Source organism: Marinactinospora thermotolerans DSM 45154 (genome assembly GCF_900167435.1).
Taxonomy (GTDB): Bacteria; Actinomycetota; Actinomycetes; order Streptosporangiales; family Streptosporangiaceae; genus Marinactinospora; species Marinactinospora thermotolerans.
Map to the genome: position 1 here is coordinate 216,047 of NZ_FUWS01000008.1, position 25,892 is coordinate 241,938.

Annotated in this window: 23 protein-coding genes; 12 read left to right on the forward strand and 11 right to left on the reverse strand. The window is 71.4% G+C overall.

Annotated elements, in window-relative coordinates; genetic code table 11:
* Nucleotides 1-55 precede the first annotated feature (55 nt).
* Nucleotides 56-2,839, forward strand: a complete 2,784-nt coding sequence (locus B5D66_RS15870) for an aconitate hydratase (protein WP_078762518.1) — start codon at nt 56-58, stop codon at nt 2,837-2,839.
* A gap of 105 nt (nt 2,840-2,944) precedes the next feature.
* Here B5D66_RS15870 and B5D66_RS15875 read toward each other — a convergent pair whose 3' ends face one another.
* From B5D66_RS15875 to B5D66_RS15895, 6 genes are all read right to left on the reverse strand, one after another.
* Nucleotides 2,945-3,373, reverse strand: coding sequence for a lasso peptide biosynthesis B2 protein (locus tag B5D66_RS15875; RefSeq protein WP_078762519.1), 429 nt, complete (start codon nt 3,371-3,373; stop codon nt 2,945-2,947).
* A complete protein-coding gene (locus tag B5D66_RS15880; RefSeq protein ID WP_078762520.1) occupies nt 3,370-3,657 on the reverse strand; it encodes a lasso peptide biosynthesis PqqD family chaperone in 288 nt (95 codons plus the stop codon). Before B5D66_RS15880 ends, B5D66_RS15875 begins: the two co-directional genes overlap by 4 nt.
* Nucleotides 3,654-5,462, reverse strand: a complete 1,809-nt coding sequence (locus B5D66_RS15885) for an asparagine synthase-related protein (RefSeq protein ID WP_078762521.1) — start codon at nt 5,460-5,462, stop codon at nt 3,654-3,656. Before B5D66_RS15885 ends, B5D66_RS15880 begins: the two co-directional genes overlap by 4 nt.
* A 44-nt stretch (nt 5,463-5,506) precedes the next feature.
* Nucleotides 5,507-5,644 (reverse strand): hypothetical protein, encoded by a 138-nt coding sequence (locus B5D66_RS25525; RefSeq protein WP_159457276.1) that lies wholly within the window; start codon nt 5,642-5,644, stop codon nt 5,507-5,509.
* Nucleotides 5,645-5,997: 353 nt separating this feature from the next.
* Nucleotides 5,998-6,402 (reverse strand): nitroreductase family deazaflavin-dependent oxidoreductase, encoded by a 405-nt coding sequence (locus tag B5D66_RS15890; RefSeq protein ID WP_078762522.1) that lies wholly within the window; start codon nt 6,400-6,402, stop codon nt 5,998-6,000.
* A gap of 100 nt (nt 6,403-6,502) precedes the next feature.
* The gene (locus tag B5D66_RS15895) at nt 6,503-7,078 is read right to left on the reverse strand and encodes a nucleoside/nucleotide kinase family protein (RefSeq protein ID WP_144390163.1); all 576 of its coding nucleotides are present in this window, start codon (nt 7,076-7,078) and stop codon (nt 6,503-6,505) included.
* Nucleotides 7,079-7,260: 182 nt separating this feature from the next.
* Between B5D66_RS15895 and B5D66_RS15900 the strand changes: the two genes are divergently transcribed.
* The 5 genes from B5D66_RS15900 to B5D66_RS15920 all read left to right on the forward strand — a co-directional run bounded on the left by B5D66_RS15900 (nt 7,261) and on the right by B5D66_RS15920 (nt 12,464).
* Complete coding sequence (locus B5D66_RS15900; protein WP_078762524.1) at nt 7,261-7,632, forward strand: hypothetical protein; 372 nt, start codon at nt 7,261-7,263, stop codon at nt 7,630-7,632.
* A 121-nt stretch (nt 7,633-7,753) separates the two neighbouring features.
* Nucleotides 7,754-8,935 (forward strand): ROK family transcriptional regulator, encoded by a 1,182-nt coding sequence (locus B5D66_RS15905; RefSeq protein WP_078762525.1) that lies wholly within the window; start codon nt 7,754-7,756, stop codon nt 8,933-8,935.
* 240 nt (nt 8,936-9,175) lie between these two features.
* Nucleotides 9,176-10,315 carry a sugar ABC transporter substrate-binding protein gene (locus tag B5D66_RS15910; protein WP_078762526.1) on the forward strand — a complete coding sequence of 380 codons (1,140 nt, stop codon included), beginning with the start codon at nt 9,176-9,178 and terminating at the stop codon, nt 10,313-10,315.
* Between the two features lie 113 nt (nt 10,316-10,428).
* Nucleotides 10,429-11,214 (forward strand): ATP-binding cassette domain-containing protein, encoded by a 786-nt coding sequence (locus B5D66_RS15915; RefSeq protein WP_078762527.1) that lies wholly within the window; start codon nt 10,429-10,431, stop codon nt 11,212-11,214.
* Entirely contained in the window at nt 11,214-12,464 is a 1,251-nt protein-coding gene (locus B5D66_RS15920; protein ID WP_078762528.1) for a sugar ABC transporter permease, read from the forward strand. The genes B5D66_RS15915 and B5D66_RS15920 overlap by 1 nt, the downstream gene beginning before the upstream one ends.
* A 145-nt stretch (nt 12,465-12,609) precedes the next feature.
* Here B5D66_RS15920 and B5D66_RS15925 read toward each other — a convergent pair whose 3' ends face one another.
* Nucleotides 12,610-13,407, reverse strand: coding sequence for an endo alpha-1,4 polygalactosaminidase (locus B5D66_RS15925; RefSeq protein WP_078762594.1), 798 nt, complete (start codon nt 13,405-13,407; stop codon nt 12,610-12,612).
* Between the two features lie 90 nt (nt 13,408-13,497).
* Between B5D66_RS15925 and B5D66_RS15930 the strand changes: the two genes are divergently transcribed.
* The 4 genes from B5D66_RS15930 to B5D66_RS15945 all read left to right on the forward strand — a co-directional run bounded on the left by B5D66_RS15930 (nt 13,498) and on the right by B5D66_RS15945 (nt 18,306).
* Nucleotides 13,498-14,217, forward strand: a complete 720-nt coding sequence (locus B5D66_RS15930) for a TSUP family transporter (protein WP_078762529.1) — start codon at nt 13,498-13,500, stop codon at nt 14,215-14,217.
* Between the two features lie 54 nt (nt 14,218-14,271).
* On the forward strand, nt 14,272-14,844 hold the full coding sequence (gene mug, locus B5D66_RS15935; RefSeq protein ID WP_078762530.1) for a G/U mismatch-specific DNA glycosylase: 573 nt from the start codon (nt 14,272-14,274) through the stop codon (nt 14,842-14,844).
* Nucleotides 14,845-14,957: 113 nt separating this feature from the next.
* Nucleotides 14,958-16,871 carry a 1-deoxy-D-xylulose-5-phosphate synthase gene (gene dxs / locus B5D66_RS15940; protein WP_078762531.1) on the forward strand — a complete coding sequence of 638 codons (1,914 nt, stop codon included), beginning with the start codon at nt 14,958-14,960 and terminating at the stop codon, nt 16,869-16,871.
* Nucleotides 16,872-16,950: 79 nt separating this feature from the next.
* Nucleotides 16,951-18,306 (forward strand): FAD-dependent oxidoreductase, encoded by a 1,356-nt coding sequence (locus B5D66_RS15945; RefSeq protein ID WP_078762532.1) that lies wholly within the window; start codon nt 16,951-16,953, stop codon nt 18,304-18,306.
* Nucleotides 18,307-19,115: 809 nt separating this feature from the next.
* Here B5D66_RS15945 and B5D66_RS15950 read toward each other — a convergent pair.
* Nucleotides 19,116-19,619, reverse strand: a complete 504-nt coding sequence (locus tag B5D66_RS15950) for a CGNR zinc finger domain-containing protein (protein WP_078762595.1) — start codon at nt 19,617-19,619, stop codon at nt 19,116-19,118.
* A 107-nt stretch (nt 19,620-19,726) separates the two neighbouring features.
* Here B5D66_RS15950 and B5D66_RS15955 point away from each other — a divergent pair, with 107 nt between their 5' ends.
* Nucleotides 19,727-20,608 carry an alpha/beta fold hydrolase gene (locus B5D66_RS15955; protein WP_078762533.1) on the forward strand — a complete coding sequence of 294 codons (882 nt, stop codon included), beginning with the start codon at nt 19,727-19,729 and terminating at the stop codon, nt 20,606-20,608.
* A gap of 165 nt (nt 20,609-20,773) precedes the next feature.
* Here B5D66_RS15955 and B5D66_RS15960 read toward each other — a convergent pair whose 3' ends face one another.
* On the reverse strand, nt 20,774-21,850 hold the full coding sequence (locus B5D66_RS15960) for a neutral zinc metallopeptidase (RefSeq protein ID WP_078762534.1): 1,077 nt from the start codon (nt 21,848-21,850) through the stop codon (nt 20,774-20,776).
* Nucleotides 21,851-21,952: 102 nt separating this feature from the next.
* The gene (locus tag B5D66_RS15965; RefSeq protein WP_200813664.1) at nt 21,953-22,702 is read right to left on the reverse strand and encodes a TetR/AcrR family transcriptional regulator; all 750 of its coding nucleotides are present in this window, start codon (nt 22,700-22,702) and stop codon (nt 21,953-21,955) included.
* Nucleotides 22,703-22,867: 165 nt separating this feature from the next.
* Between B5D66_RS15965 and B5D66_RS15970 the strand changes: the two genes are divergently transcribed.
* Complete coding sequence (locus B5D66_RS15970) at nt 22,868-25,060, forward strand: MMPL family transporter (protein WP_078762536.1); 2,193 nt, start codon at nt 22,868-22,870, stop codon at nt 25,058-25,060.
* Nucleotides 25,061-25,137: 77 nt separating this feature from the next.
* On the opposite strand, the gene B5D66_RS15975 is transcribed toward B5D66_RS15970, so the two are convergent.
* Nucleotides 25,138-25,776, reverse strand: a complete 639-nt coding sequence (locus B5D66_RS15975; RefSeq protein WP_078762537.1) for an STM3941 family protein — start codon at nt 25,774-25,776, stop codon at nt 25,138-25,140.
* Nucleotides 25,777-25,892: the final 116 nt, after the last annotated feature.

Below are 25,892 nucleotides of genomic sequence, written 5' to 3' on the forward strand. Positions count from 1 at the left end.
GCCGCCCCTAGGGCAGGATGCTGGGAGAAAGTGGCGAGATCAGGAGGCAAACACCGTGTCCGCGAACAGCTTCGGCAGCCGTGACACGCTCCGCGTTGGCGACGAGTCGTATGAGATCTTCCGCCTGGACGCCGTCGAGGGCTCCGAGCGGCTTCCCTACAGCCTGAAGGTGCTGCTGGAGAACCTCCTGCGCACCGAGGACGGCGCGAACGTCACCGCCGAGCACATCCGGGCCCTGGGCAACTGGGACGCCAGCGCCCAGCCGAGCCAGGAGATCCAGTTCACCCCGGCCCGCGTCATCATGCAGGACTTCACCGGCGTGCCCTGCGTCGTGGACCTGGCCACCATGCGCGAGGCCGTCAGCGACCTGGGGGGCGACCCCGCCAAGATCAACCCGCTCGCCCCCGCGGAGCTGGTGATCGACCACTCCGTCATCGTCGACGTCTTCGGCCGTCCCGACGCCTTCGAGCGCAACGTCGAGATCGAGTACGAGCGCAACCGCGAGCGCTACCAGTTCCTGCGCTGGGGCCAGACCGCCTTCGACGAGTTCAAGGTCGTCCCGCCGGGCACCGGCATCGTGCACCAGGCCAACATCGAGCACCTGGCGCGCGTCACCATGGTCCGCAACGGCCAGGCCTACCCCGACACCTGTGTGGGCACCGACTCCCACACCACGATGCAGAACGGCCTGGGCATCCTCGGCTGGGGCGTCGGCGGTATCGAGGCCGAGGCCGCGATGCTGGGCCAGCCGATCTCCATGCTCATCCCGCGCGTCGTCGGCTTCAAGCTGAGCGGCGAGCTCAAGCCCGGCACCACCGCCACCGACCTGGTGCTCACCATCACCGAGATGCTGCGCAAGCACGGCGTCGTCGGCAAGTTCGTCGAGTTCTACGGCGAGGGCGTCGCCGCCGTCCCGCTGGCCAACCGCGCCACCATCGGCAACATGAGCCCGGAGTTCGGCTCCACCGCCGCGATCTTCCCGATCGACGACGAGACCATCCGGTACATGAAGCTCACCGGCCGCGGCAAGGAGCAGACCGACCTGGTCGAGGCCTACGCCAAGGCGCAGGGGCTGTGGCACGACCCCTCGGTCGAGCCGGTCTACTCCGAGTACCTCGAACTCGACCTCGCCGACGTCGTCCCGTCCATCGCCGGCCCCAAGCGCCCGCAGGACCGCATCGCGCTGTCGGAGGCCAAGCCGACCTGGCGTAAGAACGTGCGCGACTACGTGCACGACGACGGCATCGAGAACGGCGTGGACGAGGCGTCGGCCGAGTCCTTCCCGGCCTCGGACTCCCCGGCCTTCTCCGCCGTCTCCGCCGATGGCGGCGCGCCGGCCGACCACACCACCGGCCGCCTGGGCCGGCGGCCGAGCAACCCGGTCAAGGTCACCCTGGCCGACGGCACCGAGACCGAGATCGACCACGGCTCCGTGGTGATCGCCGCGATCACCTCCTGCACCAACACCTCCAACCCCTCGGTCATGCTCGGCGCCGCCCTGCTGGCCAAGAAGGCGGTGGAGAAGGGGCTGTCCCGCAAGCCGTGGGTCAAGACCTCGCTGGCGCCCGGCTCCAAGGTCGTCACCGACTACTACGAGCGCTCCGGTCTCACGCCCTACCTGGACAAGCTGGGCTTCAACCTGGTCGGGTACGGCTGCACCACCTGCATCGGCAACTCCGGTCCGCTGCCGGAGGAGATCTCCAAGGCCATCGCCGACGGCGACCTCGCGGTCACCTCGGTCCTCTCGGGCAACCGCAACTTCGAGGGCCGGATCAACCCCGATGTCAAGATGAACTACCTGGCCTCGCCGCCGCTCGTGGTGGCCTACGCGCTGGCCGGTTCGATGGACATCGACATCACCACCGAGCCGCTGGGCACGGGCTCCGACGGCGAGCCGGTCTACCTCGCCGACATCTGGCCCTCCGCCGAGGAGATCCAGGAGGTCATGGACTCCGCGATCGCCTCGGACATGTACGAGCAGGCCTACTCCGACGTGTTCGCCGGCGACGAGCGGTGGCGTTCGCTGCCCACGCCCACCGGCGACACCTTCGAGTGGGCGGAGGACTCCACCTACGTCCGCAAGCCCCCCTACTTCGAGGGCATGGCCGAGACCCCCGAGCCGGTGACCGACATCGTCGGCGCCCGTGTCCTGGCCAAGCTCGGCGACTCGGTCACCACCGACCACATCTCGCCGGCCGGCGCCATCAAGGCCGACAGCCCGGCCGGACGCTACCTCAAGGAGCACGGCGTCGAGCGCCGTGACTTCAACTCCTACGGTTCGCGCCGTGGCAACCACGAGGTCATGATCCGCGGCACGTTCGCCAACATCCGGCTGCGCAACCAGATCGCTCCGGGGACCGAGGGCGGCTACACCCGCGACTTCACCCAGGAGGGCGGCCCGGTCACCTACATCTACGACGCCGCGCAGAACTACGCGGCTCAGGGCACCCCGCTCGTCGTGCTCGGCGGCAAGGAGTACGGTTCGGGATCCTCGCGTGACTGGGCGGCCAAGGGCACCAGCCTGCTGGGCGTGCGCGCGGTCATCACCGAGTCCTACGAGCGCATCCACCGCTCCAACCTCATCGGCATGGGCGTCCTGCCGTTGCAGTTCCCGGAGGGCCAGTCCGCCGACTCCCTCGGGCTGACCGGCGAGGAGACCTTCTCCATCACCGGTATCACCGAGCTCAACGAGGGCCGCGTCCCCGCGACGGTGAAGGTGTCCACCGACACCGGTGTCGAGTTCGACGCCGTGGTGCGCATCGACACCCCGGGCGAGGCCGACTACTACCGCAACGGCGGCATCCTGCAGTACGTGCTGCGCCAGCTCATCGCGAAGTAGTCCCGCCCAGGAGCGTCTCGCCGGATCCACCCGGTCCGGTGCGGTGACACGAAGGCCCGCCGGCGTCCAGAAGACGCCGGCGGGCCTTCGCCGTCGGGCGGCCGGTCACCCCACGGTGATCAGCTTGCTGAAGTGCTCGCTGTCGCCGCGCTCGCCCCTGCCCTCGCCCACCATCCTGCCCTCGGCCTCGACCCAGGCGTGGGCCATGAACGGCGGCCGGCGCAGCACTCCGACGCACCAGGACACGCGGGTCCCGCGCATCCGGCACAACAGGGTGACGGCCAGCGAGCGGGGCAGGCACGCCTTGGGGCCGGCGCAGCGCAGGCTGACCGCCAGTACCGCGTCGCGGGCGGCCTTGGCCTCGCTGTAGGAGGCGGGGCGTGTTCCGCGCAGCGCCCGTTCCAGCACCACGCGGATGCGCTCGGGGGGAGCCTGGGCGAGGAGGCGTGCCGCGCCGACCGCGCAGCGGGCCAGGAGCCCCTCCACCAGGGAGGGGCGGGTGTCACCCTGTTCGGGGGCCATGTGGAAGGTCATCGCAGCGCCATCCCCCTCCCGACGATCTCGTCGAGGAGGGAGCGCACGTCACGTTCGGCCTCGGCGGGGTCGACCTCGTACTCGGCGGCGAGGAAGCCGGCGACCGCGCCGACCTCTTCGCCGTCCATCAGCCGGCGCAGGATCTCGGCTCCGGTGGAGTTGAGCTGCCAGTACCTGCCGTCCCGCCGGTCCAGCAGCACCAGCCCGTAGTCAGTGTCGGCCATCGAGACCTCCGGGTGCAGCCGCACCAGGGCCCGCGCGTTCTCGGCCGTCCCCCCTGTCATCCGCGCTCCCGGGAACGCAGCCACAGTTCGCAGGCCAGGGTCATCTCCATGCTCCAATCATGGTCGTCGGGAGTGTAGGACCCGGCCGTCAGCTCCAGGAGGGGGGCTGGATCGATCAGTCCCATGCGCGCCAGTCGGGAGTCCTCCCACACCCCGGTTATCTCGTCACGGTTGTGCGCGAACCCCTCGGCCGCGAGTGTCGACCCGTCGGTCTTGGTCCGGCGGCGCAGGAACTCGTCCGGGAGGAGACCGGACATCGCGGCCTTCATCAGGGGTTTGAACTCGAAGGGGGTGATCCGCTCCTCGGTGCGCAGGCTCAGGCAGGCCTCCACCACGCGGTCGTCGAGGAAGGGGGAGTCGGCGCTCGGGCCGTCCGGCAGGCCGATCTGGTGCAGGACGCGCACCTCGCGGCCTGCCGTGCGGACCGCGGCCAGGTCGGCGTGGCGGCCGCGGCTCTTCGCCAGCGGCCGGGCGTGGTCGCGGGCCCGTTCGAAGTGCCCGACGATCGCCTCCCTGGCCTCGCCGGTGAACCAGGGCGGGATCACGGGGAGCATGTCCCAGCCGAACAGGTCGCCGGGGCCGGGCGGACGCCCCGACAGCAGCCGCGCGCGGGCGTCGTCGAACCACTCCCGGTAACCGCGCCGGTCGGCCATGGCGGCGGTCAGCACGCCCATCGGGACCCGGCCCAACAGCCCGTACCCGCGCAGTCGTCGCGCGGCCAGCAGCGGGCGGCTGCGCATCAGATCGTGGTAGAGGACGGGCGGTCCCATCAGGAGCTGGTCGCCGCCCAGGCCGTCCAGGTGCACCCGGGAGCCGTACTCCCGCGCGAGTTCCAGGCGGGCCATGGCCCGTGCCGTGCTCATGAAGGCGGCGGAGGGCTCGTCCATGAGCGCCGGCACGTCGTACAGGCCCGAGTAGAACGAGGGCAGGCTGCGTTCCGGCTGGATGACGTGTTCGATCGTGGGCATCGCCCGCAGGGCGATGCGCGCCCAGTGCAGGTCGTCGTCGCTGTCGAGGTCGCTGGTCATCGTCACGCCGACGACCTTGGCGGGGCCCAGGGAGGCCAGGTAGCACAGCGGCGTCGAGTCGAAACCGCCGGACAGGTCCGTGCTGATGACGAGGCCGTCGCGGGTGCGCACGTCCACCGCCTCGGTGAGCGCCGCGCGCAGGGCGTCGGCCCCGGCGGGAAGGTCCAGGTGCGCCTCCGGGGGGACCCACCAACGGGTCACCCGGTGGCCGTCGCCGTCCGCGGCCAGGTCGAGGTAGTGGTCGGAGGGGACCGCCGTGACCCCGCTCCACACGGAGGAGTCGCCGAGGGGGTGCGCGAGGGTGTTGAGCATCCGCAGGGCCAGCACCGTGGGGTCGGGGGCGGCGCCGGTCGCGGCGGCCAGGACGTCGGAGCGGTCCGAGGCGATGACCGTCGTTTCGGCCGCGGTGGCGTGGAAGACCCGCCGTAGTCCGCTGGCGCTGCCCTGCACCCGGATGCGTCCGCCGAAGGCCGCGACGAGGTGGAGGCTGCCGGGGAGCGAGCGCGCGATCCGGTCCAGGGCGGAGACGTCGCCGAGCCGGGCGATTTCCTCTTCCAGCCTTCGCGTGGGGACCGGGCAGCGGCCGATGAGCATGAGACGCCGCTCGCCCGCCACCACCGTCCTGACCTGTTCGGCCGGGAGCCGGCCCAGGATCCAGGGACGTCCGGAGGGGTGGTCGGCCAGCCGTTCGGCGTCGGCCGGCAGGCGACCGGTCACGGAGACCGGGAGGGCGACGTCCGGCAGAACGACGAAATACGAACCGATGTGACCGACCACTTTTCCTCCGGATACTGGACCTTGCCGAATGCCGAGCGATCGCTTTAGTTGAAGAGCCGCGGCCAGATGAAGATGATCTCCAACTTGTTGATCGCGTTGTATCCGGTGGCCTTCTTGAAGGCGCCCATTTCCGTCAGCCTGGGCGGCGCGTATTTCCGGCGCTTGCCCTGTTCCTTTTGCATGGGCCGGTCACCTCTATTCCATTGGTGATGGCACGGGTGCCTTTATGGCACCCGACATTCCGGCGTAAGGCTAAGGCGCGTATTAGTCGTAGAGCAACAGTCCAGGTAGGGAACGGGAGGAGGGGGAAATGCGCTGGTGAGGCCAGTGGCGGGAAAACGGGTAAGGGGTGGGCGTCTGCGCCGGGCGAAGAACGGCGGACGGTGGAGCAGAAGGGGGAAATATCGAGAAATCCCTGTTCCCGGGCTGGGACGCCGGTGACGTGAGGGAGTGCTGTGACGCGAGGTGGCCGGATCCGGCCTGGGGAGGGAGACCGCGAAAACCGGGCGGCGGGACGCCCCGCCGCCCGTCTCGCCTACTTCTCCCGTTGCAGGATCACAACAGGGATGGATCGGTCGGTCTTGGTCTGATACTCGTCGTAGGCGGGCCAGGTGGCCGCCATCCGCGGCCACAGCCGCGTCTTCTCCTCCTCGCTCGCGGTGCGAGCGCGCGCCCTGAACCGGTCGCCCTTGACCTGGACCGTGACCTCGGGGTCCGCCAGCAGGTTGCGGTACCACAGGGGGTGCTCGGTGGCGCCCCCGTTGGAGGCGACGACGACGTAGTCGTCCCCGTCGGTCCGGTAGATCAGCGGGGTGCTGCGCGGCTTGCCCGACTTGCGGCCGGTCGTGGTCAGGATCAGGGTGGTGGTGCCCTGCCAGTCGTGTCCCTCTTCACCGTTGGTCTCGATGTAGCGCTTGACGTGCTCGGCGCCGTACAACATCGTGTCCTCCTCTGCGCGCGGGACGCCTCCCGCATCAGGTGCCCCCAGCCTCTGCCCCGGGCGGGGGCGGGCGCAACACCCCGCGCGGGATCATGGGCGCTCACGGTGCCGGATCGGGGTTGTCGATGCGCAGGTCGGCGGCCGCGGGGAGGCCGTTTCGGGTGTGGAAACGGAACTCGCGCTCCGCCCAGGCCCTCCGGTGCGGCGCGTAGGCGACGGCGTCGTCGCGCAGGTCGAGCCGGGCCGCGCGCACCGGAGCGGGGGCCTCGATCCAGGCCAGGAGGGACAGGTGCGGGCGCAGCTCCCGCGCGCCGCTGCCGCACCCCTCGACGACGAGGGTGTCGCGCACGGGTGTGTGGTGCCATTCCCGGAACTCGCCGGCCGACCAGTCGTAACGCCGCCACCGGGGCTCCGCGCCGCGCAGCAGCGGTGCGATCACCCACGCGCGCGCCAGGGCGACACCGGCGTCGAGCCCGTCCCAGCCGGGGTACAGGTCGTCCATGTGGATCACCGGCCAGCCCAGCCGGTCGGCCAGCAGCGCGGCGACGTGGCTCTTGCCGGAGCCGGAGCGGCCTTCGAGCGCGAGGACGCGGCGCCCTCCGGCCCGGGGCGGGGCCGCGCCCACCAGGCGGGCCAGGTGGGTCGCGAGCGCGGGGTCGGCGGGCAGGGTGAGCACGGACGGTAGCCTAATCGCCATTGCGATTCGAACACGAGTTCGAATATAGTCGTCTTTCCGGTACTCGGGGGAGACCGGGTCGGTGAGCCGGGGTGCCCGCCGTGGGGCGCCGGGGTTCGCCACGACGTCGAGGGATCGGGGGAACCGTGAACGGCGGGAGCCAGGCCGGGGAATCCGGCGGTATGACCACCAACTACAACACGGTCATCAACAACGAGGGGCCGGGCGGTCAGTTCGTCATCGGGGCGCAGGGCCAGGTGCGCCAGGCGGCCGGGCACGCGCTCTCCTCGGCCGAGGCGCTGGCGTTGGTCCAGCACATGTGGGACGCGCTGGAGGACCTTCGCCTGGACCAGGTCGACCAGGCCGACTACGTCAGCGCGGTGAGCCACATCGAGGAGGAGGTCGCCCGCCCCCAGCCCAAGCGCGGCCGGTTGCGCCGTGGGCTGGAGACCGTGACCGAGTTCCTGCGCGGCCACCCGATCGAGTCGGCGCAGCTCGCGCTGTCGGCCGCCGCCACGCTGGGCCGCTTCTACGGTGTGATCGTCACCGCCTGACCCCGTTCGCGGCCCCACGCGGCCCGAATGCCGTGTGGGGCCGGCCAGCGCCACGTGAGTTCAAGGCTTGTAAGCTCCCTTTCAGCAGCGAACACACGGATCGGCACGCTCAGGAGGCCCGTTGGCGACGGACGCGGAGGTCACCCCCGGTTCCCAGGCCGCGTTGCGACAGGCCAACCGGCAGCGGGTCGTCGAGGCGCTGCGCGCCGCGGGCACGATGACCCAGGCCGAGATCGCGCGGGCCACCGGCCTGTCGGCGGCGAGCGTCTCCAACATCGTGCGCGACCTGCGGAGCCTGGGGACGGTCTCGGTGCGCGAGACCTCCTCGAACGGCCGCCGCGCCCGCGCGGTCACCCTGGTGAGACCGCCGGGCGTGGTCGTGGGCATCGACTTCGCGTTCTCCCGGATCACGGTCGCGTTGGGGGACAGTCAGGGGCGCACGCTGCTGGAGGAGACGATCGTCTACGACGTCGCCTCCGACGCCGGCCGGGGTGTGCGCCGCGCGGTGTGGCTCGTCGAGACCCTGCTCACCCAGGCGCGGATCGACCACTCCACGGTCATCGGGGTCGCGGCGGCCGTGCCGGGGCCGGTCGACGCCGTCAGCGGAGAGATCGGGACCATCACCTGCATGCCGCGCTGGGCCGGCGCGCGCCCGGGGGAGGAACTGGCCGAGCGGCTCGGGCTCCCGGTGGCCGTCGAGAACGACGCGAACCTGGCCGTTCTCGCCGAGGCCGCCGAAGGGGTGGCGCGCGGGCGCGAGCACGTCATCCATGTCAGCCTGTCCCAGGGGGTGGGGGCCGGACTCCTCGTTTCGGGCCGCCTTTTCCGCGGGGCGGGGGGGACGGCCGGCGAGATCGGGCATATCGGCCTCGACGAGCGGGGGCAGGTGTGCCGGTGCGGCAACCGGGGATGCCTGGAGACCCTCGTGGGGGAGCCCTACCTGTTGGCGATGCTGCCGCAACTGGGGCACGTGGAGGACCTGGCGACGCTGGGCGACGTTGTGGCCGCGGCGCGCGACGCCGATCCGGGATGCCGTCGCATCGTCGCCGAGGCCGGTGCGGCGCTGGGCCGTGGCGTGGCGATCGTCGTGAACATGTTCAACCCGCAGATGGTCGTCGTCGGCGGGGAGCTGGCCGACGCCGAGGAGCTGTTCCTGGAGCCGATGCGCCGGGCCATGGAGCTGGGGACGCTGGGCAGCGCACTTCGCGACGTGCGCGTCGTCCGGGGGGAGCTGGGCGCTCGGGCGGCGTTGCGGGGCGCGCTGCGACTCGCCCTGTCCACAATGGGTGAATCCATAAGGTAAAAATTCGGCCCCCTAACAGAACTTCACAACCTGGGGGTGACCGCTCTGACCTGCGTGTTCACTGTGTTTAAAGATTGAACACTACCGTCGTGACGTTTCAGTTATGTGTTCAAGGCTTGACGACAACGTTGCGAGGGGTTTGACTTCACCGCACCGGACCGCCGAGTGATCCCGACCACGTGGCAGCGGGTGCCCCCGCATCCCCCTTGCTCGGCGGCCCTCTGGAGGAGGTCAAAGTCGTTGAACACCCGTAACAGGTTCGTGCGCCGCGCCACGGTCGGCGCCGCCGCAGCCCTGACCCTCGCCGCCGCCGGATGCGGTGCGACCACCACGACCAGTGGGGAGGGCGAGGCCGGAGGCAACGCCTCGGTCGAAGAGGGCTTCACCATCGGTCTGCTGCTGCCCGAGTCCAAGACGGCGCGCTACGAGAAGTTCGACCGGCCCTACTTCGAAGAGGCCGTCGCCGAACTGTGCGAGAAGTGCGAGGTCTCGTACCAAAACGCCGACCAGGACACCAGCAAGCAGCAGTCCCAGGCCGAGGCGATGCTCACCGAGGGCGTGGACGTGCTCGTCCTCGACGCCGTCGACGCCGAGGCGGCCGGCAGCATCGTGCAGCAGGCCAAGGGCCAGGGCGTGCCCGTCGTCGCCTACGACCGTCTCGCCCAGGGCGGCGTGGACTACTACGTCTCCTTCGACAACAAGACGGTGGGCAAGGTCCAGGGGCAGGCCCTCATCGAGGCGCTCGAGGCCGAGGGGAAGGCCGACGAGGGCGAGATCGTCATGATCAACGGTTCGCCCACCGACCCCAACGCCGCGGACTTCAAGGCCGGCGCCCACGAGGTGCTCGACGGCCAGGTGGAGATCGGCGCCGAGTACGACACCGCCGACTGGTCGCCCGACAAGGCCCAGCAGCAGATGGAGCAGGCCATCACCTCCATCGGCGCCGACAACATCTCCGGCGTCTACTCCGCCAACGACGGCATGGCCGCGGGCATCATCGCCGCCCTCAAGAGCGCGGGCGTCGAGGAGCTTCCCCCCGTCACCGGCCAAGACGCCGAGCTCGCCGGTATCCAGCGCATCGTCGCGGGCGACCAGTACATGACGGTCTACAAGGCCATCCGCCCCGAGGCCCAGGTCGCCGCGGGCATGGCGGTCGCCCTGGCCACGGGCGAGGAGTACGACGGCGGCGGCGAGTTCACCGTCACCGAGGTCACCGACGCCGACGGCAACACCATCCCCTCGGTCCTGCTCGAACCGACCGCGGTGACGATCGACAACATCGAGGACACCGTGATCTCCGACGGCTTCTACAGCATCGAGGAGATCTGCACCGACGCCTACGCCGACACCGACTTCTGCACGTCGGCCAACGAGGGGTGACCCCCCTTCCGTGAAAAGCCGAGGGCGCCGGGCCCCCACCCGCCCGGCGTCCTCACGGGCAACGGCGAACGCGCCGCACGTCGACCCCTGCCGGGGGAGGGTTAGGAAGAACAATGAGCGAACCGATCCTGGAGCTCTCCGGGATTTCCAAGCGATTCGGCGCGGTTCAGGCGCTGAGCGAGGTGGATCTGCGGGTCCACCCGGGCGAGGTCGTCGCCCTGCTCGGTGACAACGGCGCCGGCAAGTCCACGCTGGTCAAGGTGATCGCCGGGGTGAACCCCGCCGACACCGGCGAGATCCGCTGGGAGGGCAAGCCGGTCACGGTCAACCGTCCGGGTGACGCCCAGCAACTGGGCATCGCCACCATCTACCAGGACCTCGCGCTGTGCGACAACCTGGACATCGTCGCCAACCTCTTCCTCGGTGCCGAGCGGACCTCGGCGGGTCTGCTGGACGAACTGGAGATGGAACGGCGCGCCCAGGAGCTGCTCGACTCCCTGTCGGTGCGCATTCCGAGCCTGCGCGTGCCGGTGGCCTCCCTGTCGGGCGGCCAGCGCCAGATCATCGCGATCGCCCGCTCGCTGCTGGGCGACCCCAAGGTCGTCATGCTGGACGAGCCGACCGCGGCGCTGGGCGTCGCCCAGACCGCCCAGGTCCTCGACCTCATCGAGCGGCTGCGCGACCAGGGGCTCGGGGTCATCCTGATCAGCCACAACATGGCCGACGTGCGCGCGGTCGCCGACCGGGCCGTCGTCTTGCGGCTCGGCCGCAACGCCGGCGACTTCCGGGTGGAGGACACCCCTTACGAGGAGATCGTGGCCGCGATCACGGGGGCCGCGGACAACCCCGTGTCGCGTCGCGCCGGTCGCGTCACGGTGCCGGGATCGGAGGAGGCGTGATGGCCCAGCAAACCCCTGTCGCCAAGCAGGAGGTGGGTGCCCGCGATCCGCGGCTGATCGTGGACGCGGCCTCGCCCAGCGGCCTGGTCTCCGGCGCCCTGCGCCGGTTGCGTGGTGGAGAGCTCGGACCGGTGCCGGTCATCATCGGCCTGGTCATCATCTGCGTGGTCTTCCAGTCGCTCAACTCCAACTTCCTGTCACCGCAGAACCTGTCGAACCTGACCCTCCAGATCGTCTCGACCGGGCTGATGTCGTGCGGCGTCATCATGGTCCTGCTGTTGGGTGAGATCGACCTGTCGGTCGGCTCGGTCTCGGGCGTCGCCGGCGCGGTGCTCGCGGTGCTCGCGGTCAACCAGGGGATCAACGAGATCGCGGCGATCACCCTGGCCGTCCTCAGCGGCACCCTCATCGGCGTCCTGCACGGCACCGTCTTCGCCAAGGTCGGCGTGCCCGCGTTCGTCGTCACGCTGGCCGGTCTCATCGGCTGGCAGGGCGTCCAGCTCTACCTTCTCGGCTCCGACGGCACGATCAACGTCCCCTACGACGGTGTGATCGCGTCGCTGACCCAGACCTACTTCGTGCCCTGGATCGGCTGGCTGCTGGCCGTCGGCGCGGTCGGCGTCTACTTCGCCAGCACCTTCCTCGGCGAGCGCCGCCGCGCCGCCGCGGGCCTGCCGGCCAAGTCGGTGCTGGAGGTCGCGGTCCGTACCGTGCTGCTGGCGATCCCGGTGTTCGGCGCGGTGATCGTGCTCAACCTGTGGAAGGGCATCCCGCTGGCCTTCCTCATCTTCCTCGGCTTCGTGGTCGTGTTCGACCTGATGCTGCGCAAGACCCGCTACGGCCGCATGGTGTTCGCGGTCGGCGGCAACGCGGAGGCGGCCCGGCGCGCCGGCATCAACGTCGACCTGATCCGCATCTCGGTGTTCGCCCTGGCGTCGACGCTCGCGGCGGTCGGCGGCATCCTGGCGGCCTCCCGCGGGTTCGCGGTCACCCAGTCCAGTGGTGCCGGCGACGTGCTGATGCTCGCGATCGCCGCCGCGGTCATCGGTGGCACCAGCCTCTTCGGTGGTCGTGGCAGCGCCTACTCCGCCCTGCTCGGCGGTCTGGTGCTGGGCGCGATCACGTCAGGGCTGTACCTGCTCCAGATGGACTCCTCGGTCCGCTACATGATCACCGCGGTGGTCCTGCTGATCGCCGTCGTCTTGGACGCGGTCTCCCGGCGCAGCCGCAAGGCCCACGCCAGAGGCTGACCCCCGACCGCGCCGGGGCCCACGGCCCCGGCCGCCGGCCGGCCGTGCCACCGCCCACCCCTCCACCCGGCGGACCCGGCCGGTCTTTCGAGGCACCCCCGGATCACCCTCCTCTCCGGGGGTGCCTCCGCACGTCGCGCGAGGGTCAGCAGGTCGCGCGCGTGTGCCCGGCGCTGGAGTCGGGCAGGACGTCGCGGTCGCGCAGGATCACCGACGCGCCCTCGGCGGCGCCGGCGCAGGCGCGGCGCAGGTCCTGTTCGCGGTACTCGATGTCGAGGACCCGGCCGGGGTAGGCGGCGGTGTAGGTGGCGCACTCGTCGTAGCGCGCGCACTCCTCGGTCACGGCGAAGTCGAATCCCGCCGCCGCGGCCTGCGGGGCGATCTCCGCCGCGTTCTTCTGGCCGATGGCCAGTCCCTCCCGGTGGGCCCGTTCCACGAACAACCGGGCCAGGGCGAGCGCGTCCTCGCGGGAGAGCAGCCCCGCCGAACGGGTCCAGGAGTCGAGGTTGTCCACCTCGACGGCGTCGAAACCGGCCTGCGCGCAGCCGCGCATCCAACCGCCGACGATCGCCGCGATCCCGTCGCGCCGTTCGGGGGTGGACAGGTCGAGGAGCCGTTCGTCCCAGTCGGTGTCGATCACGGGCTCGCCCTGGGCGTCGCTCAGCAACAGGTCGGCGTCCGCGTCGCGCCACACCTCCTCCTCGCCGGGCTGCGCCTGGTAGCCGTTGACGTAGCAGATGTTGTAGCGTCCCGGCTCCGGTTCGGCCAGACGGTCCCGGATCACGATCCGCGCGTCCTGCGCCGCCGGGTAGGGGCCGCCGATCTGGTAGTCGAAGCCGGCGTCCTGCGGGGGCGGCTGCACGTCGGATCGGGGGGAGCAGCCGGCGCACACGAGGAGCAACGCGAGCAGCAGACAGGACGGGACGGAGCATCGGGAGAGCATCTTCACGTTCCGATCCTGCACCCGCGGCGCGCCCCCGCGGTCCCGCCCCCACCGCAGGTGTCCTCGGGCGGGGGAGTAGCGTCGCTGCCCATGCCGGATCTCACCTTCCTTCTCGTGGCCGGCACCGCGGTCCTGGTGGGGGCCGCGGTGCAGGGCGGTGTCGGCCTGGGCGTCGGTCTGGTCGCGGCCCCCGTGGTCTCGATGCTGGCCCCCGAACTGATGCCGGGGACGATGCTCGTCGTCTCGGCGGTGCTGCCGCTGCTGACGATCGGCACCGAATGGCGCCACGCCGACCTGCCGGGGCTCTCCTGGGCGTTGCTGGGCAGGCTGGTCGGCACCCTTCCCGGCGTCTGGGTCGTCGCGGTGCTTCCCGCCGCCGAGCTGGAGGCGGTGGTCGGCGTGATGGTCCTGGTGGCGGTGGCGTTGACGGTGCGCGCGGTCCGGCTGCGCGCCACACCGGGAACCCTCGGGCTGGCCGGCCTGGTCTCGGGGGTCACCGGCACCGCGACGTCGATCGGTGGGCCGCCGATCGCGCTGGTCTACCAGCACGCGGCCGGCCCGCGCGTTCGCGCGACCCTCGCCGGCTACTTCGCCGTCGGGGCCCTGCTCTCGCTGGCCGCGCTCGCCCTGGGGGGACAGGTGTCCGACCGTCAGGTGGTGGCGGGGGTGGCGCTCGTCCCGTTCGTGGTGGCGGGGTTCCTGCTGTCCCGACCCCTCCGGCGCGCCGTGGACGGCGAGCGGCTGCGCGCCGCGCTGCTGGTGGTGGTCACGCTCTCGGGGATCGTCCTGCTGGCCCGGTCGTTGTCGTGATGGGGAATTCCCCTGGCGCCGACGGTGGGGCGCGTCTCATAGTCTGGAACCCCTATGAGACGACCCACGAAGGCGGACCTGGCCGCCGCACACGGTACGACGATCCCCGACCTGCTGGCCCCCGGCCTGCGGGTGCTCTTCTGTGGGATCAACCCGGGGCTGTACTCCGGCTACACGGGCCACCACTTCTCACGGCCCGGCAACCGCTTCTGGCCGGCGCTGCACGCCTCGGGTTTCACCCCGCGTCTGCTGCGCCCCGAGGAGCAGCACCTGCTTCCCGGGTGGGGGCTGGGCATCACCAACCTGGTGGCGCGGGCCACGGCGCGTGCCGACGAGTTGAGCGGCGAGGAGCTGAAGGAGGGGGGCGAGGTGCTGGCCGACCGTCTCAGGACCTACCGGCCCGCCGTCTTGGGGGTGTTGGGGGTGACCGCCTACCGGCAGGCGTTCGGCCGTCCCAGGGCGGAGGTCGGCCTCCAATCGGAGCGGATCGCCGACACCCCGGTGTGGGTCCTGCCCAACCCCAGCGGTCTCAACGCGCACTGGAGCGCGGCGGGCATCGCCGAGGAACTGACACGGATGCGTCGTTGGGCGTTCGACACGGACACGGGGACGGCGCAGTCCGATTGAGATAGGTTCGGGCAAAAGACGCCCATGGCTGCTTTTAAACTCGGTTGGCAGTGCGTGCCGGGACCGTACCGGTCGGCCCGCCACAGATTCCGCAGACGAGGGGAATGACGAGAGTGACGCTGCTCGAGTCGATCGGAAATCCGGACGACCTGAAGAAACTCGCCGTGGACCGGCTCCCCCGGCTGGCGGATGAGATCCGGGAGTTCCTCATCGCGGAAGTCTCCCGGACCGGGGGGCACATCGGCCCCAACCTGGGTGTCGTGGAGCTGACGATCGCCCTGCACCGCGTGTTCGACTCCCCGCGTGACCCCATCCTGTTCGACACCGGACACCAGTCCTACGTGCACAAGCTGCTCACCGGGCGGCAGGACTTCAGCCGGCTGCGCCAGCAGGGCGGACTGTCCGGCTACCCCTCCCGCGCCGAGTCCGAGCACGATTTCGTCGAGAACTCCCACGCCTCCACCGCGCTGTCCTACGCCGACGGCCTGGCAAAGGCCAACCAGCTGCTCGGCCGCACCGACCGCACCGTCGTCGCCGTGATCGGTGACGGCGCGCTCACCGGCGGCATGGCCTGGGAGGCGCTCAACAACATCGCCGAGGGGCGCGACCGCCGGGTCGTCATCGTCGTCAACGACAACGGCCGTTCCTACTCGCCCACGATCGGCGGCCTGGCCGACCACCTCGCCTCCCTGCGCATGACCCAGGGCTACGAGCAGGTCCTCGACATGGCCAAGAACGCGATCAACCGCGCGCCGGTCGTCGGCCCGCCGTTGTACGAGGCGCTGCACGGGCTGAAGAAGGGGCTCAAGGACGCCATCCAGCCCCAGGTGCTGTTCGAGGACCTCGGCCTGAAGTACCTCGGGCCGATCGACGGCCACGACGAGCAGGCGGTCGAGCGCGCGCTGCGCCGGGCCCGCGCCTTCGGCGGCCCGGTCATCGTCCACTGCATCACGCAGAAGGGCAAGGGGTACGCCCCCGCCGAGAACCACGAGGAGGACCAGTTCCACGCCACCGGCGTCTTCGACGCCGAGACCGGTGAGGCCAAGCCCAAGTCCGGCCTGAGCTGGACCTCGGTCTTCGGCGAGGAGATGGTCGCGCTCGGCGCCGAACGCGACGACGTCGTCGCCATCACCGCGGCGATGCTGCACCCCACGGGCCTGGCGCCGTTCGCCGAGGCCTACCCCGACCGCGTCTACGACGTCGGCATCGCCGAGCAGCACGCGGCGACCTCGGCCGCGGGCCTGGCGATGGGGGGCCTGCACCCGGTCGTCGCCGTCTACGCGACCTTCCTCAACCGCTGTTTCGACCAGGTTCTGATGGACGTCGCGCTGCACCGTCAGGGCGTCACCTTCTGCCTGGACCGCGCCGGCATCACCGGCGACGACGGCGCCAGCCACAACGGCATGTGGGACCTGTCGATCCTCCAGGTGGTCCCCAACCTGGGCCTGGCCGTGCCGCGCGACGCCCAGCGGCTGCGCGAGCTGCTGCGCGAGGCGGTCGCCGTCGACGACGGTCCCACGGTGGTGCGCTACCCCAAGGGCACGGTCGCCCCGGAGATCCCCGCCATCGGCAAGGCCGGCGGCATGGACGTGTTGCGCCGCGCGGGCGACACCGGCGCGACCGAGGACCTGCTGCTCGTCGCGGTCGGCTCGATGGCCCAGACGTGCTGCGAGACCGCCGACCGGCTGGCCGACCAGGGGATCGGGGTGACCGTGGTCGACCCGCGCTGGGTCAAGCCGCTGGACCCGGCGCTGGTCACGGAGGCCGCCCGGCACAGGGTCGTCGCCGTGGTCGAGGACAACGGCCGGGTGGGCGCGGTCGGCGACGCGGTGGCGCGCGCGCTGCGCGACGCCGACCTGGACATCCCGGTCCGCACCTTCGGGATCGAGCAGGACTTCCTGGACCACGCCAAGCGCGACGTGATCCTCGCCGAGATGGGGCTGACCTCCCAGGACCTCGCCCGCAAGCTCACCGAGACGGTCGCGCGCCACACCGAGCGTTCCCGCGAGGACGAGCCGGCCCAGTAGTCCGATGTGGGCGGGGCGTCGCCCTGCCCACGGGATCACCGCCGCGACCGCGAGGGCCGGGGTGGGCGACAATAGGACCATGACCACTCCCGACCTCCTGCGCGTAGCGGTGATCGGTTCCGGCCCCGCGGGCATCTACACCGCCGACGCCCTCACGCGGCAGACCCGCCAGCCCGTGGCCGTGGACATCATCGATCGCCTGCCCACCCCCTACGGCCTGGTACGTTACGGCGTCGCCCCCGACCACACCTCGATCAAGGGAGTGGCCCGTTCGCTGCGCCGGGTCCTGGAGCACCCGGACGTGCGGTTCGTCGGCGGGGTGGAGTTCGGGCGTGACGTCACCCGGGCCGACCTGGCCCGCGCCTATCACGCCGTCGTGTACGCCACCGGGGCCACCGTCGACCGCCGTCTGGGGGTCCCGGGGGAGGACCTGCCCGGCAGTGTCGCCGCCACCGACTTCGTCAACTGGTACTGCGGCCACCCCGACTCCGAGGTGGAGCGCTTCCTGCTCGACGCCGAGGAGGTCGCGGTGGTCGGCGCGGGCAACGTCGCCCTGGACGTCGTGCGCATCCTCGCCAAGGACGCCCATGAGCTGCGGGGCACCGACATCCCCCAGCCGGTCCTCGACGTTTTGGCGGCCAGCCGGGTGCGCCGCATCCACCTGCTCGCCCGGAGGGGCCCGATGCAGGCCAAGTTCACCGCCAACGAGCTGCGTGAACTGGGCCGTCTCCGCGACGCCGACGTGTCGGTGCGCTCCGCGGACGTCGACGTGGACCTCAACAGCGAGGCCATGCTGCACGCGGCCCGCGCGGCGCGCACCAATATCGAGATCCTCGGCTCGTGGGCGGGGCGCGCGCCCCTGGGCCGGTCGCGCCGGATCGAGATCCGCTTCTGGACCCGGCCGATCGCCGTCCACGGCGCCACCCGGGTCGAGGGGGTCGAGCTGGAGCGGACCCGCCTGGACGAGGAGGGGCGCCTGGTGGGGACCGGCGAGACCGAGTCCCTGCCGGTCGGGATGGTCTTCCGGTCGATCGGCTATGCCAGCGTTCCGTTGCCGGGGGTGCCCTTCGACCCGTCGGCGCGCACCGTCCCCCACAGCGAGGGCCGGGTCCTCGATAGCCGTGGCGAGGTTGTTGTGGGCGACTACGTCGCGGGCTGGCTCAAGCGCGGCGCCTCCGGGGTGATCGGCACCAACAAGTCCGACGCCGCGGCGACCGTCCGCTCCCTGCTGGCCGACGCTCCCACGCTGGTGGCGAAGGCGCCCGCCCTGGACGGGTTGGACGACCTCCTCCAGGGGCGCGGCGCCGTCGTGACCGACTACCAGGACTGGCTGGCGATCGACGCGGCCGAGGCCGCCCGGGGCGCCGAGCTGGGCCGTGGCGAGCGGGTCAAGCTCGCGGGCTGGCGCGAGCTCTACGACGCGATCGGGCGTTAGGCGCGTCGTCGGCGCGGCCGCGCCCGGCGGATCGCCACGGTCCGTGGTGGGTCGTCGCGGACCGGCCGACGTCCAGCGGGACCGCGTGGGGTCGTCGTCGTCCCGGACCTCGCAGGGGCGGCCAAGGCCGGATGCTCCGGCGGAATCGAGGGGGCGGGTCACGCCCGAGCGGAACGGGTCCTGGGTCGGCGCATCCGCGTGCGTCGGCGGACGGCGCGTTCGGCCGGGCGCCACGGTCCGCTGCCCGGCCGGTCCCGAAGCGGGCCGACCGGTGCACCATCCGCCCCGTGACGGGGGTCCGCTCGCCCTGGTGGCCACGGGCCGGTACCCGACCGCGGCCGGGAGATGGTCCATCTTCGGGCGCGGCGCCGCCTTCCCCGCGCGGGGCCGCGCCCGGCCGGTCGGTCGCGGCGGCCGGGCCGGCTCCCGGGGGCGCCCGCCGGCCTTACGGGCCGGTGAGGAGAGCGGCGTGGCGTCGTGAAACGGCGCTTCGCCGTTCGGGGCGGTGGCGCGGGACCGCTGAGCCCCGCCGCGCGGCCGTCATCACCGCCGTCGCGCTGACGTGGGCGTGACACGTCGACGACTTCCCGCGCGGGGCGGCACACGCCCTTTTCCCGGACGCGACCGGAGCCGGTGGGTGTGACCATCGTCGGGCGCGGGCCGGCTGGAAGAACACGGTGACGTGTCCGGCGGCCGGCCCGGCCCACAGGCCGGCCCCAGGTGGTGCCGTCGGGCGCGCGGTGTTCGGCGGGGCAAGACGCCCGAACCCGGCAGTGGACCGTGCCGGCGGGGGCGGTCACGTGCGTCCGTCAGGACGCCGGAGCCTGGCGGGCGCGTTCCTGGTGGCGGCGGGCCTTCAGGCGGTTACCGCAGGTCTTCATCGAGCACCAGCGGGCGGTGTTGGCGCGGCTGCGGTCGAGGAGGAAGAGGCGGCACTCGTCGTTGCCGCAGGGGCGCAACCGGCCCGGCCTGCGTTCCCGGACGTCGTACCAGGCGAGCACCAGCTCCACCGCGATCAGCCGCTCGGGCGGTGCCTGGAGACGCCACCGCAGGACTGACCCGCCGACCTCGGGGAGCCGGGAGACGCCGGCGAGTATCCGCTGTAGCTCCGCCTCGGGTACGGGGCCGCGTGTGGCGGTCTGGAGCACGTCCCTGGTCGTTCGCAGCCAGTCGAGCGCCGACGTGTCGGCGGGGCCGCCATGCTCTCGCGCCCATCGCCGCAGTACGGCGTCATCGGCCCATAGATCCTGGGGCCGGCCGTCCACCATCGGGGTGCTGTTCAGCGCTTCGAGCAGCGCTCCTTCGTCGATCACGTCCGCCCACCTCCCCATCTAACCCTCTTCGTTGGCTTGACAGGTTATCTCGGATCCGGTCCACTGGGGACAGAGATAACCGCCTTAAGGGATTTTGAGGGTTAGCCATGATGGACATCCGCCACCAGTACGCCGCCGTGCGCGGACACCGCGTCTTCTATCGGGAGGCCGGACCCCGCGACGCGCCGGCCCTGGTGCTCCTGCACGGATTCCCCACCAGCTCACGCATGTTCCGCCGGTTGATCCCCGAACTCGCCGACCGGTTCCGCGTCATCGCCCCCGACCACCTCGGCTTCGGCCACTCCGACACCCCGCCCGCCGACACGTTCCACTACACCTTCGACGCGCTCGCCGACATCACAGCGGAGCTTCTGACCGGGCTCGGTGTCACCGACTACGCCATGTACGTGCAGGACTACGGTGCGCCCATCGGGTGGCGGCTCGCGTTGCGTAACCCCGAGGCGCTCACCGCGGTGATCACCCAGAACGGCAACGCCTACGAGGAGGGGTTCGTCCCGGAGTTCTGGGCGCCCGTGTGGGCCTACGCGAAGGACCCGGGGCCTGGGACGGAGCCGGGGGTCCGTGCCGCCCTCGAACTGGACGCCCTCCGCTGGCAGTACCTCCACGGGGTGGACCGCCCCGAACTGGTCGACCCCGACACCTGGACGGCCGACCACCGTGACATCAGCCGCCCCGGCAATGACCTCGTCCAGCTCGCCCTCTTCCGCGACTACGCCACCAACCCGCCGCTCTACCCGCGGGTGCACGCCTACTTCCGGGAGAGCCGCGTCCCGCTGCTGGCGGTATGGGGGGCGCAGGACCGTATCTTCGGTCCGGACGGCGCGCGTGCCTTCGCGCGGGACCTGCCCGACGCCGAGATCCACCTGGTGCCCGGGGGCGGGCACTTCCTGCTTGAGAGCCACCTGGACAGCACGGTGGAGCGCATCCGGGACTTCTTGGCCCGCAGGCTGCCGGCGGCCCGGATGTGACGTCTTGCGGGCGGGGTCACCGGCCGGGACGGCGCTCCTCCTGGGGGTCGGCGGTGGGCCTCCCGGCCGGTGGCGCTGCCGGTGGCCGTTCCCGGGGACCGCGCGTGCGCTCCGCGCCGCCACGATGGCGAGGCGGTCCCGGCCGCGCGGTCCGGCGGGCTCGGATCAGCGCACGAGCCGCCCCTCGGCGTCGAAGGTGTTGCAGGCCCCCGCGCTGTCGGCGTCCCAGCCCTCCTCGAACCAGTGCTGGCGGTTGTCGGTGGTGCCGTGGGTCTCGGAGTCCCCGCCGCCGTTGAAGTCGGTGTTGATCGCCTCGGCCTGCGCGTCGTCGTAGACGTCGAACGCCCGCAGGGCGATCCCGCCCAGGCAGTCGGCCTGTAGCTCGGCGCGCCGGGTCACGGCCAAGGCCGCCCTCTCACTCTTGGCGGAGAGTTCCATCTCGGTGACGACGCCGAGCAGCCCCAGCTCGGCCTGGAGGTAGTGGCCGTACTCGTGGGCGATCAGCGCGCCCCAGACCCCCTCGTCGTCGGGTGCGGCGAGGTACCCGGCGAGCTGGCGGATGCTGGGCAGCAGCACGGTGATCGTGTTCGTCCACTCCTCGTAGTAGGCGAGCGTGACACCGTCCTGTTCGATGTCCTCCTCGGGCCAGTCCTGGGGCAGTTCCTCCAGGACGACGTAGGTCGGCGCCTGCGGGCGCAGGCCGAGATCGGTGAGCCGGGGCGTCCACACCTCGTCCAGGCAGGCTCCGAGCGCGGAGGTGAACGCCTCCCACGAGCCGGCGGAGTCGAGATCGAGTTCGGGAGGGGAGCAGCGCGCCGCGTCGGGGGCCGGCAGCGCGTAGAAGGGGTGCTCGGCCAGGTCGATCTCGGCCGGGCCGGGCGCCTGGACCAGGGTGAGGTCGAGCGTGTGGGCGGGGCCGGGTTTGCCGGTCGCGCCGTCGGGAGAGCTGAGGGAGCCGGCGACGAGGACGACGCAGACGACGAGGGAGATCAGCGAGGCGACGGCGGCACCGCCGGCGCTGATCCACAGCGCCGGTCCCGGCGGGTGGTCCGGTGGAGCCGGCCGCGGCGGGGGCGGGGCGACCGCCCCGGGATGCGGTGGGAGGTAGGGGGGCGGGAACGGGTGGGGCGGGGGAGTGGGGAGACGAGGGGGAGGACCGGCGGTGCGCGCTTCGCGGGGGGCGTCGTCGGGCATCGGGTCCGGGCCGGAGCCTGGGGAGGCGCCGCCGCGGATGGTGTCCAAAGAAGCTTCCTTCTCCATGAACAGCTTTAATCGTGGCGATCAACTCTATTCGGGCACAAAGGGGTGTGAGTGTACAGCACCCGTTTCAGGGCTGGATCGTGATCAATGGGTGGGTGGGCGGTACTGCACGCCCAAGTCCGTCAGGATGTCGCGCAACTCGGCCTCGAACATCGGCTCCATGGCCTCCATGGAGAACGCCAGGTGCTGGAAGACCTCCATGCACACCAGCCCGTAGAGCCGCACCCAGCAGGAGGTGAGCACCCGCAGCGCACCGATGGAGGCGTTGGGGGTGGTGAAACGGGTCTGCTCGCCGAAGGCGACGAGCTGGCGGACCAGCGCGGGCGGAAGGTCCTCCTCGGCGGGCAGGGGGAAGCGGCGCTCCTCCAGCAGCCGGTCGAACAGGGTCAGGAAGGTCGCCGCGAAACGCCGGCCGGATTCGAGGGCCGCGCTGTCGTGTGGAACCGGGTGTTCGGGGGCGGAGGAGGCGAAGAGCAGCGCGAACTCCGCGCGGTGGGTGACCGCCCAGGAGCGGAAGGCGCGCAGTGACGCCAGGATGCGCCCGTCCACGTCGTCGCGGTCGACGCCCTCCTCGGCCCGGGTGACGGTCTGTGACAGCTCGGTGAAGAAGTCGGCTCGTAGGGCCGTCATCAGGTCGTCGAGGCTGGAGAAGTAGCGGTAGAGGCCGGGGGCGGTCATGCCCATGTCGCGTGCCACGGCGCGCAGGGAGACGCCGTTGGGGCCGTGTTCGGCCAGGTGATGGCGGGCGGTCTCCTTGATCTCGGTGAGAGTCGCCTCGCGTAGCCGTTCCCGGCGTGTCCGTGGTGTTGCCGTGCCGGCTTCGTGTGCGTACACCGGAGCCACCTATCCCGCCCACTTTGATCCGGATGAACCGGACATGCCCTACCTCACACCATAGGTGAGTGAATGGCGACCTTTTGAGTGAACACCGTAAGCTTACGGTGTTCGCACCGTTTTCGCCGTTCACCCAACGTTAACAGGAAGCCGAGGAACGGGTTCATGTTCTCCACCCTGGGCGCCCTCACCCATCGGGCGCGCCTGTGGATTCTCGCGTTCACCGCCCTCTTCGTGGCTTTCGCCGCGATCTGGGGCACGGGGCTCTTCAACGAGGTCAGCGACGGCGGGTTCGAGAGTCCCAACGCGGAGTCCACCCGCGCCGGCGAGGTCATCGAGGAGGAGCTCGGCCACGACGCCGTCGACGTCATCGCCCTCTACCGCAGCGACGACCTGCGCGCCGACGACGAGGAGTTCACCTCCGCCGTCCGCGACGTGGTCGACGGGCTGCCCGAGGACGAGGTCGCCTCGGTCACCAGCTATCTCGACGAGCGCCTGCCCGAGCCTCAGCGCGCCGCCCTGATCTCCGAGGATCAGCACGCCACCTATGTGGCGATCACCCTCGCCGGTGACAGCAAGGAGGAGCGTATGGACTCCTTCGCGGCGATCGAGGAGGACCTGGAGGCCGACGGGCTGCGGACCTATGTCGGCGGCCCGGTCGGGGTGGAGGCGGAGCTGTCGGCCAAGGCCGAGAGCGACGTCGTGCGCGCCGAGCTGATCTCGCTGCCGATCCTGCTCCTGCTGCTCGTCGCGATCTTCGGCGGCGTCGTCGCCGCGTTGATGCCGCTGGCCGTGGGCGGCCTGGCGATCCTGGGCTCGCTGACCCTGCTGCGTGCCCTCACCCACGTCACCGAGGTGTCGGTCTTCGCCGTCAACGTCGCCACGATTCTGGGCCTGGGGCTCGCGATCGACTACGGGCTGTTCCTGGTCAGCCGCTTCCGTGAGGAACTGGACCGTACCGGTGACGTCGGCCGGGCGCTTCCGGTGACCCTGGCCACCGCCGGACGCACGGTCGCCTTCTCCGGCGTCACCGTCCTCATCGCCTTCGCCGGTCTGCTGTTCTTCCCGCAGCCCATCATGCGCTCCATCGGCCTGGGCGGGATCGCCGTCGTCCTGTTCGACCTCATCGCGGCGTTGGTGGTGCTGCCGGCCCTGCTGTCCCTCATCGGGCGCCGCATCGACGCGCTGCGGCTTTCGCTGCCCCGGCGCACCGTGACGGGCGCGGTGGCCGAACGGGCGGGCGCGTGGGCGCGGCTGGCCCACAGCGTCATGCGTCGCCCGGTGCTCTACCTGCTCGCCGTCGTCGTGGTCCTGGGGACCTTCGCCGCCGCGCTGACGTCCTACCAGGTCGGCTCCACCGACCAACGCTACCTGCCCGAGGACTCCCCCAGCCGGGTCGCCACCGAGATGATGAGCGAGGACTTCCCCTCCGGAGGGGCCAACACGTTGGAGATCGCGGTTCTCGGACCGGTTGAGGAGGCCGAACTGGCCGACTACGCCGAGCGCCTCGGCGGGCTGGACGGTGCGGTGTCGGCGGCCGTGCAGCGAACCGGCGAGGACATCGCCGAGGTCAGCGTGGGCTACGAGGGCGAGGTGGACGACGAGGCGACCACCGAGCTGGTGCGTGAGGTGCGCGCGGAGGCCGGGCCCGAGGGGGCCGAGGAGGTGCTGGTCGGCGGAACCGCCGCCCGCCAGATCGACAACGTCGAGGCGATCGTCGATGCCGTCCCCGCCACCCTGGTCTTCGTGGTCGCCGCGACCCTGGTGCTGCTGTTCCTGGCCTTCGGCTCGATCGTGCTGCCCCTCAAGGCCGTCGTCATGGGACTGCTGTCCCTGGGGGCGTCGCTGGGCGTCGTCATCTGGGGGTTCCAAGAGGGGCACCTGGCCGGGGTGCTGGGCTTCGAGCCGGTGGGCACGCTCGACCCGACCTATCTCGTGCTCATCTTGATCGTGGCGTTCGGCCTGGCGATGGACTACGAGTTGTTCCTGCTCAGCCGGGTCCGTGAGGAGTTCCTGCGCACCGGGGACAACCCGCACTCGGTGGCCGTCGGTCTCCAGCGCACCGGACGCATCATCACCAGCGCGGCGCTGCTGCTCGTGGTGGTGCTGGCCGCCATGGGCACCTCCGAGCTGCTGTTCCTCAAGGTGATCGGCCTGGGCCTGGCGATGGCGGTGGTCGTCGACGCGACGCTGGTGCGGGCGCTGCTGGTGCCCGCCACCATGCGCCTGCTGGGGCGGGCGAACTGGTGGCTGCCGGGTCCGCTGCGCCGGCTGCACGACCGTGTCGGTATCACCGAGTCGGAGGAGGCGCCCGAGGAGGCGCGTTCCGAGGAGCTGGTCCGGTCGGGACGGAGCTGACCGGCCGGCGCGGGATCCGAGGTGGCTCGGGCCGGCGCGGATGGCGTGACCGTCCGCGCCGGCCCGAGCCGTTGGGTTCAGCCGCCGCTGGCGCCCCGGCGGACCGGCGAATCGCCGCCTGACGAGGGCGAGGAGGTGTCCCGCCGATCGGTGAAGGGCAGGTCCGGGCGGTGTCGGCGGGCCTGGGCCACGACCTCCTCGGGAGAGTGGTCCCAGGTGGAGCGGATGTGCGTGGCGTAGCGCAGTTCCCAGGGGCACTCGACGCTGGCTCCGCTGCGCTCGGCGGAGTCCGAGGATCCGGAGTCCACCGCGGCGGACTCGGCCCGGGAACGGGGCACGAAGGCCAGGTAGTGGTGGCGCACGCAGGCGCCGCGGTGCTCGATGCGTTCGGTGTAGGCGGTGATTCCGGCGAGCTCGTCCCAGTCCAGCCGGTGGTCGTCGGCGTGCGACCGGGGCCAGGGAACGGTGACGCAGACGCCGGAGTCGTCCATCTCCAGGACCGGGCGGCGCGACAGGACGCGGCTGGCGGCCAGCAACCCCCCGCCGCCGAACAGGACCACGGCGACGATCCCGAGCACCACGCTGGTCGTCGTGCCCTCGATGATCATGGCGATGCCCGCGATGACGAAGATGAGGCAGCCGGCGGTGAGCCAGGCCCCCTCCCACGTCAACCGGAGCCGGTTTTTGACCACGAACGATCCGTTTCGGCTGGTCATGCGTCCAGGATAGGTCGCCCCGCCCGTTCCGGGGCGGATGATCCCCAGGGTGTCCCGAAGGAGTCCGGAAACGGGGAGCCGGAGCGTGGGACGGCGCGCATGGGACGGCCCCGCCC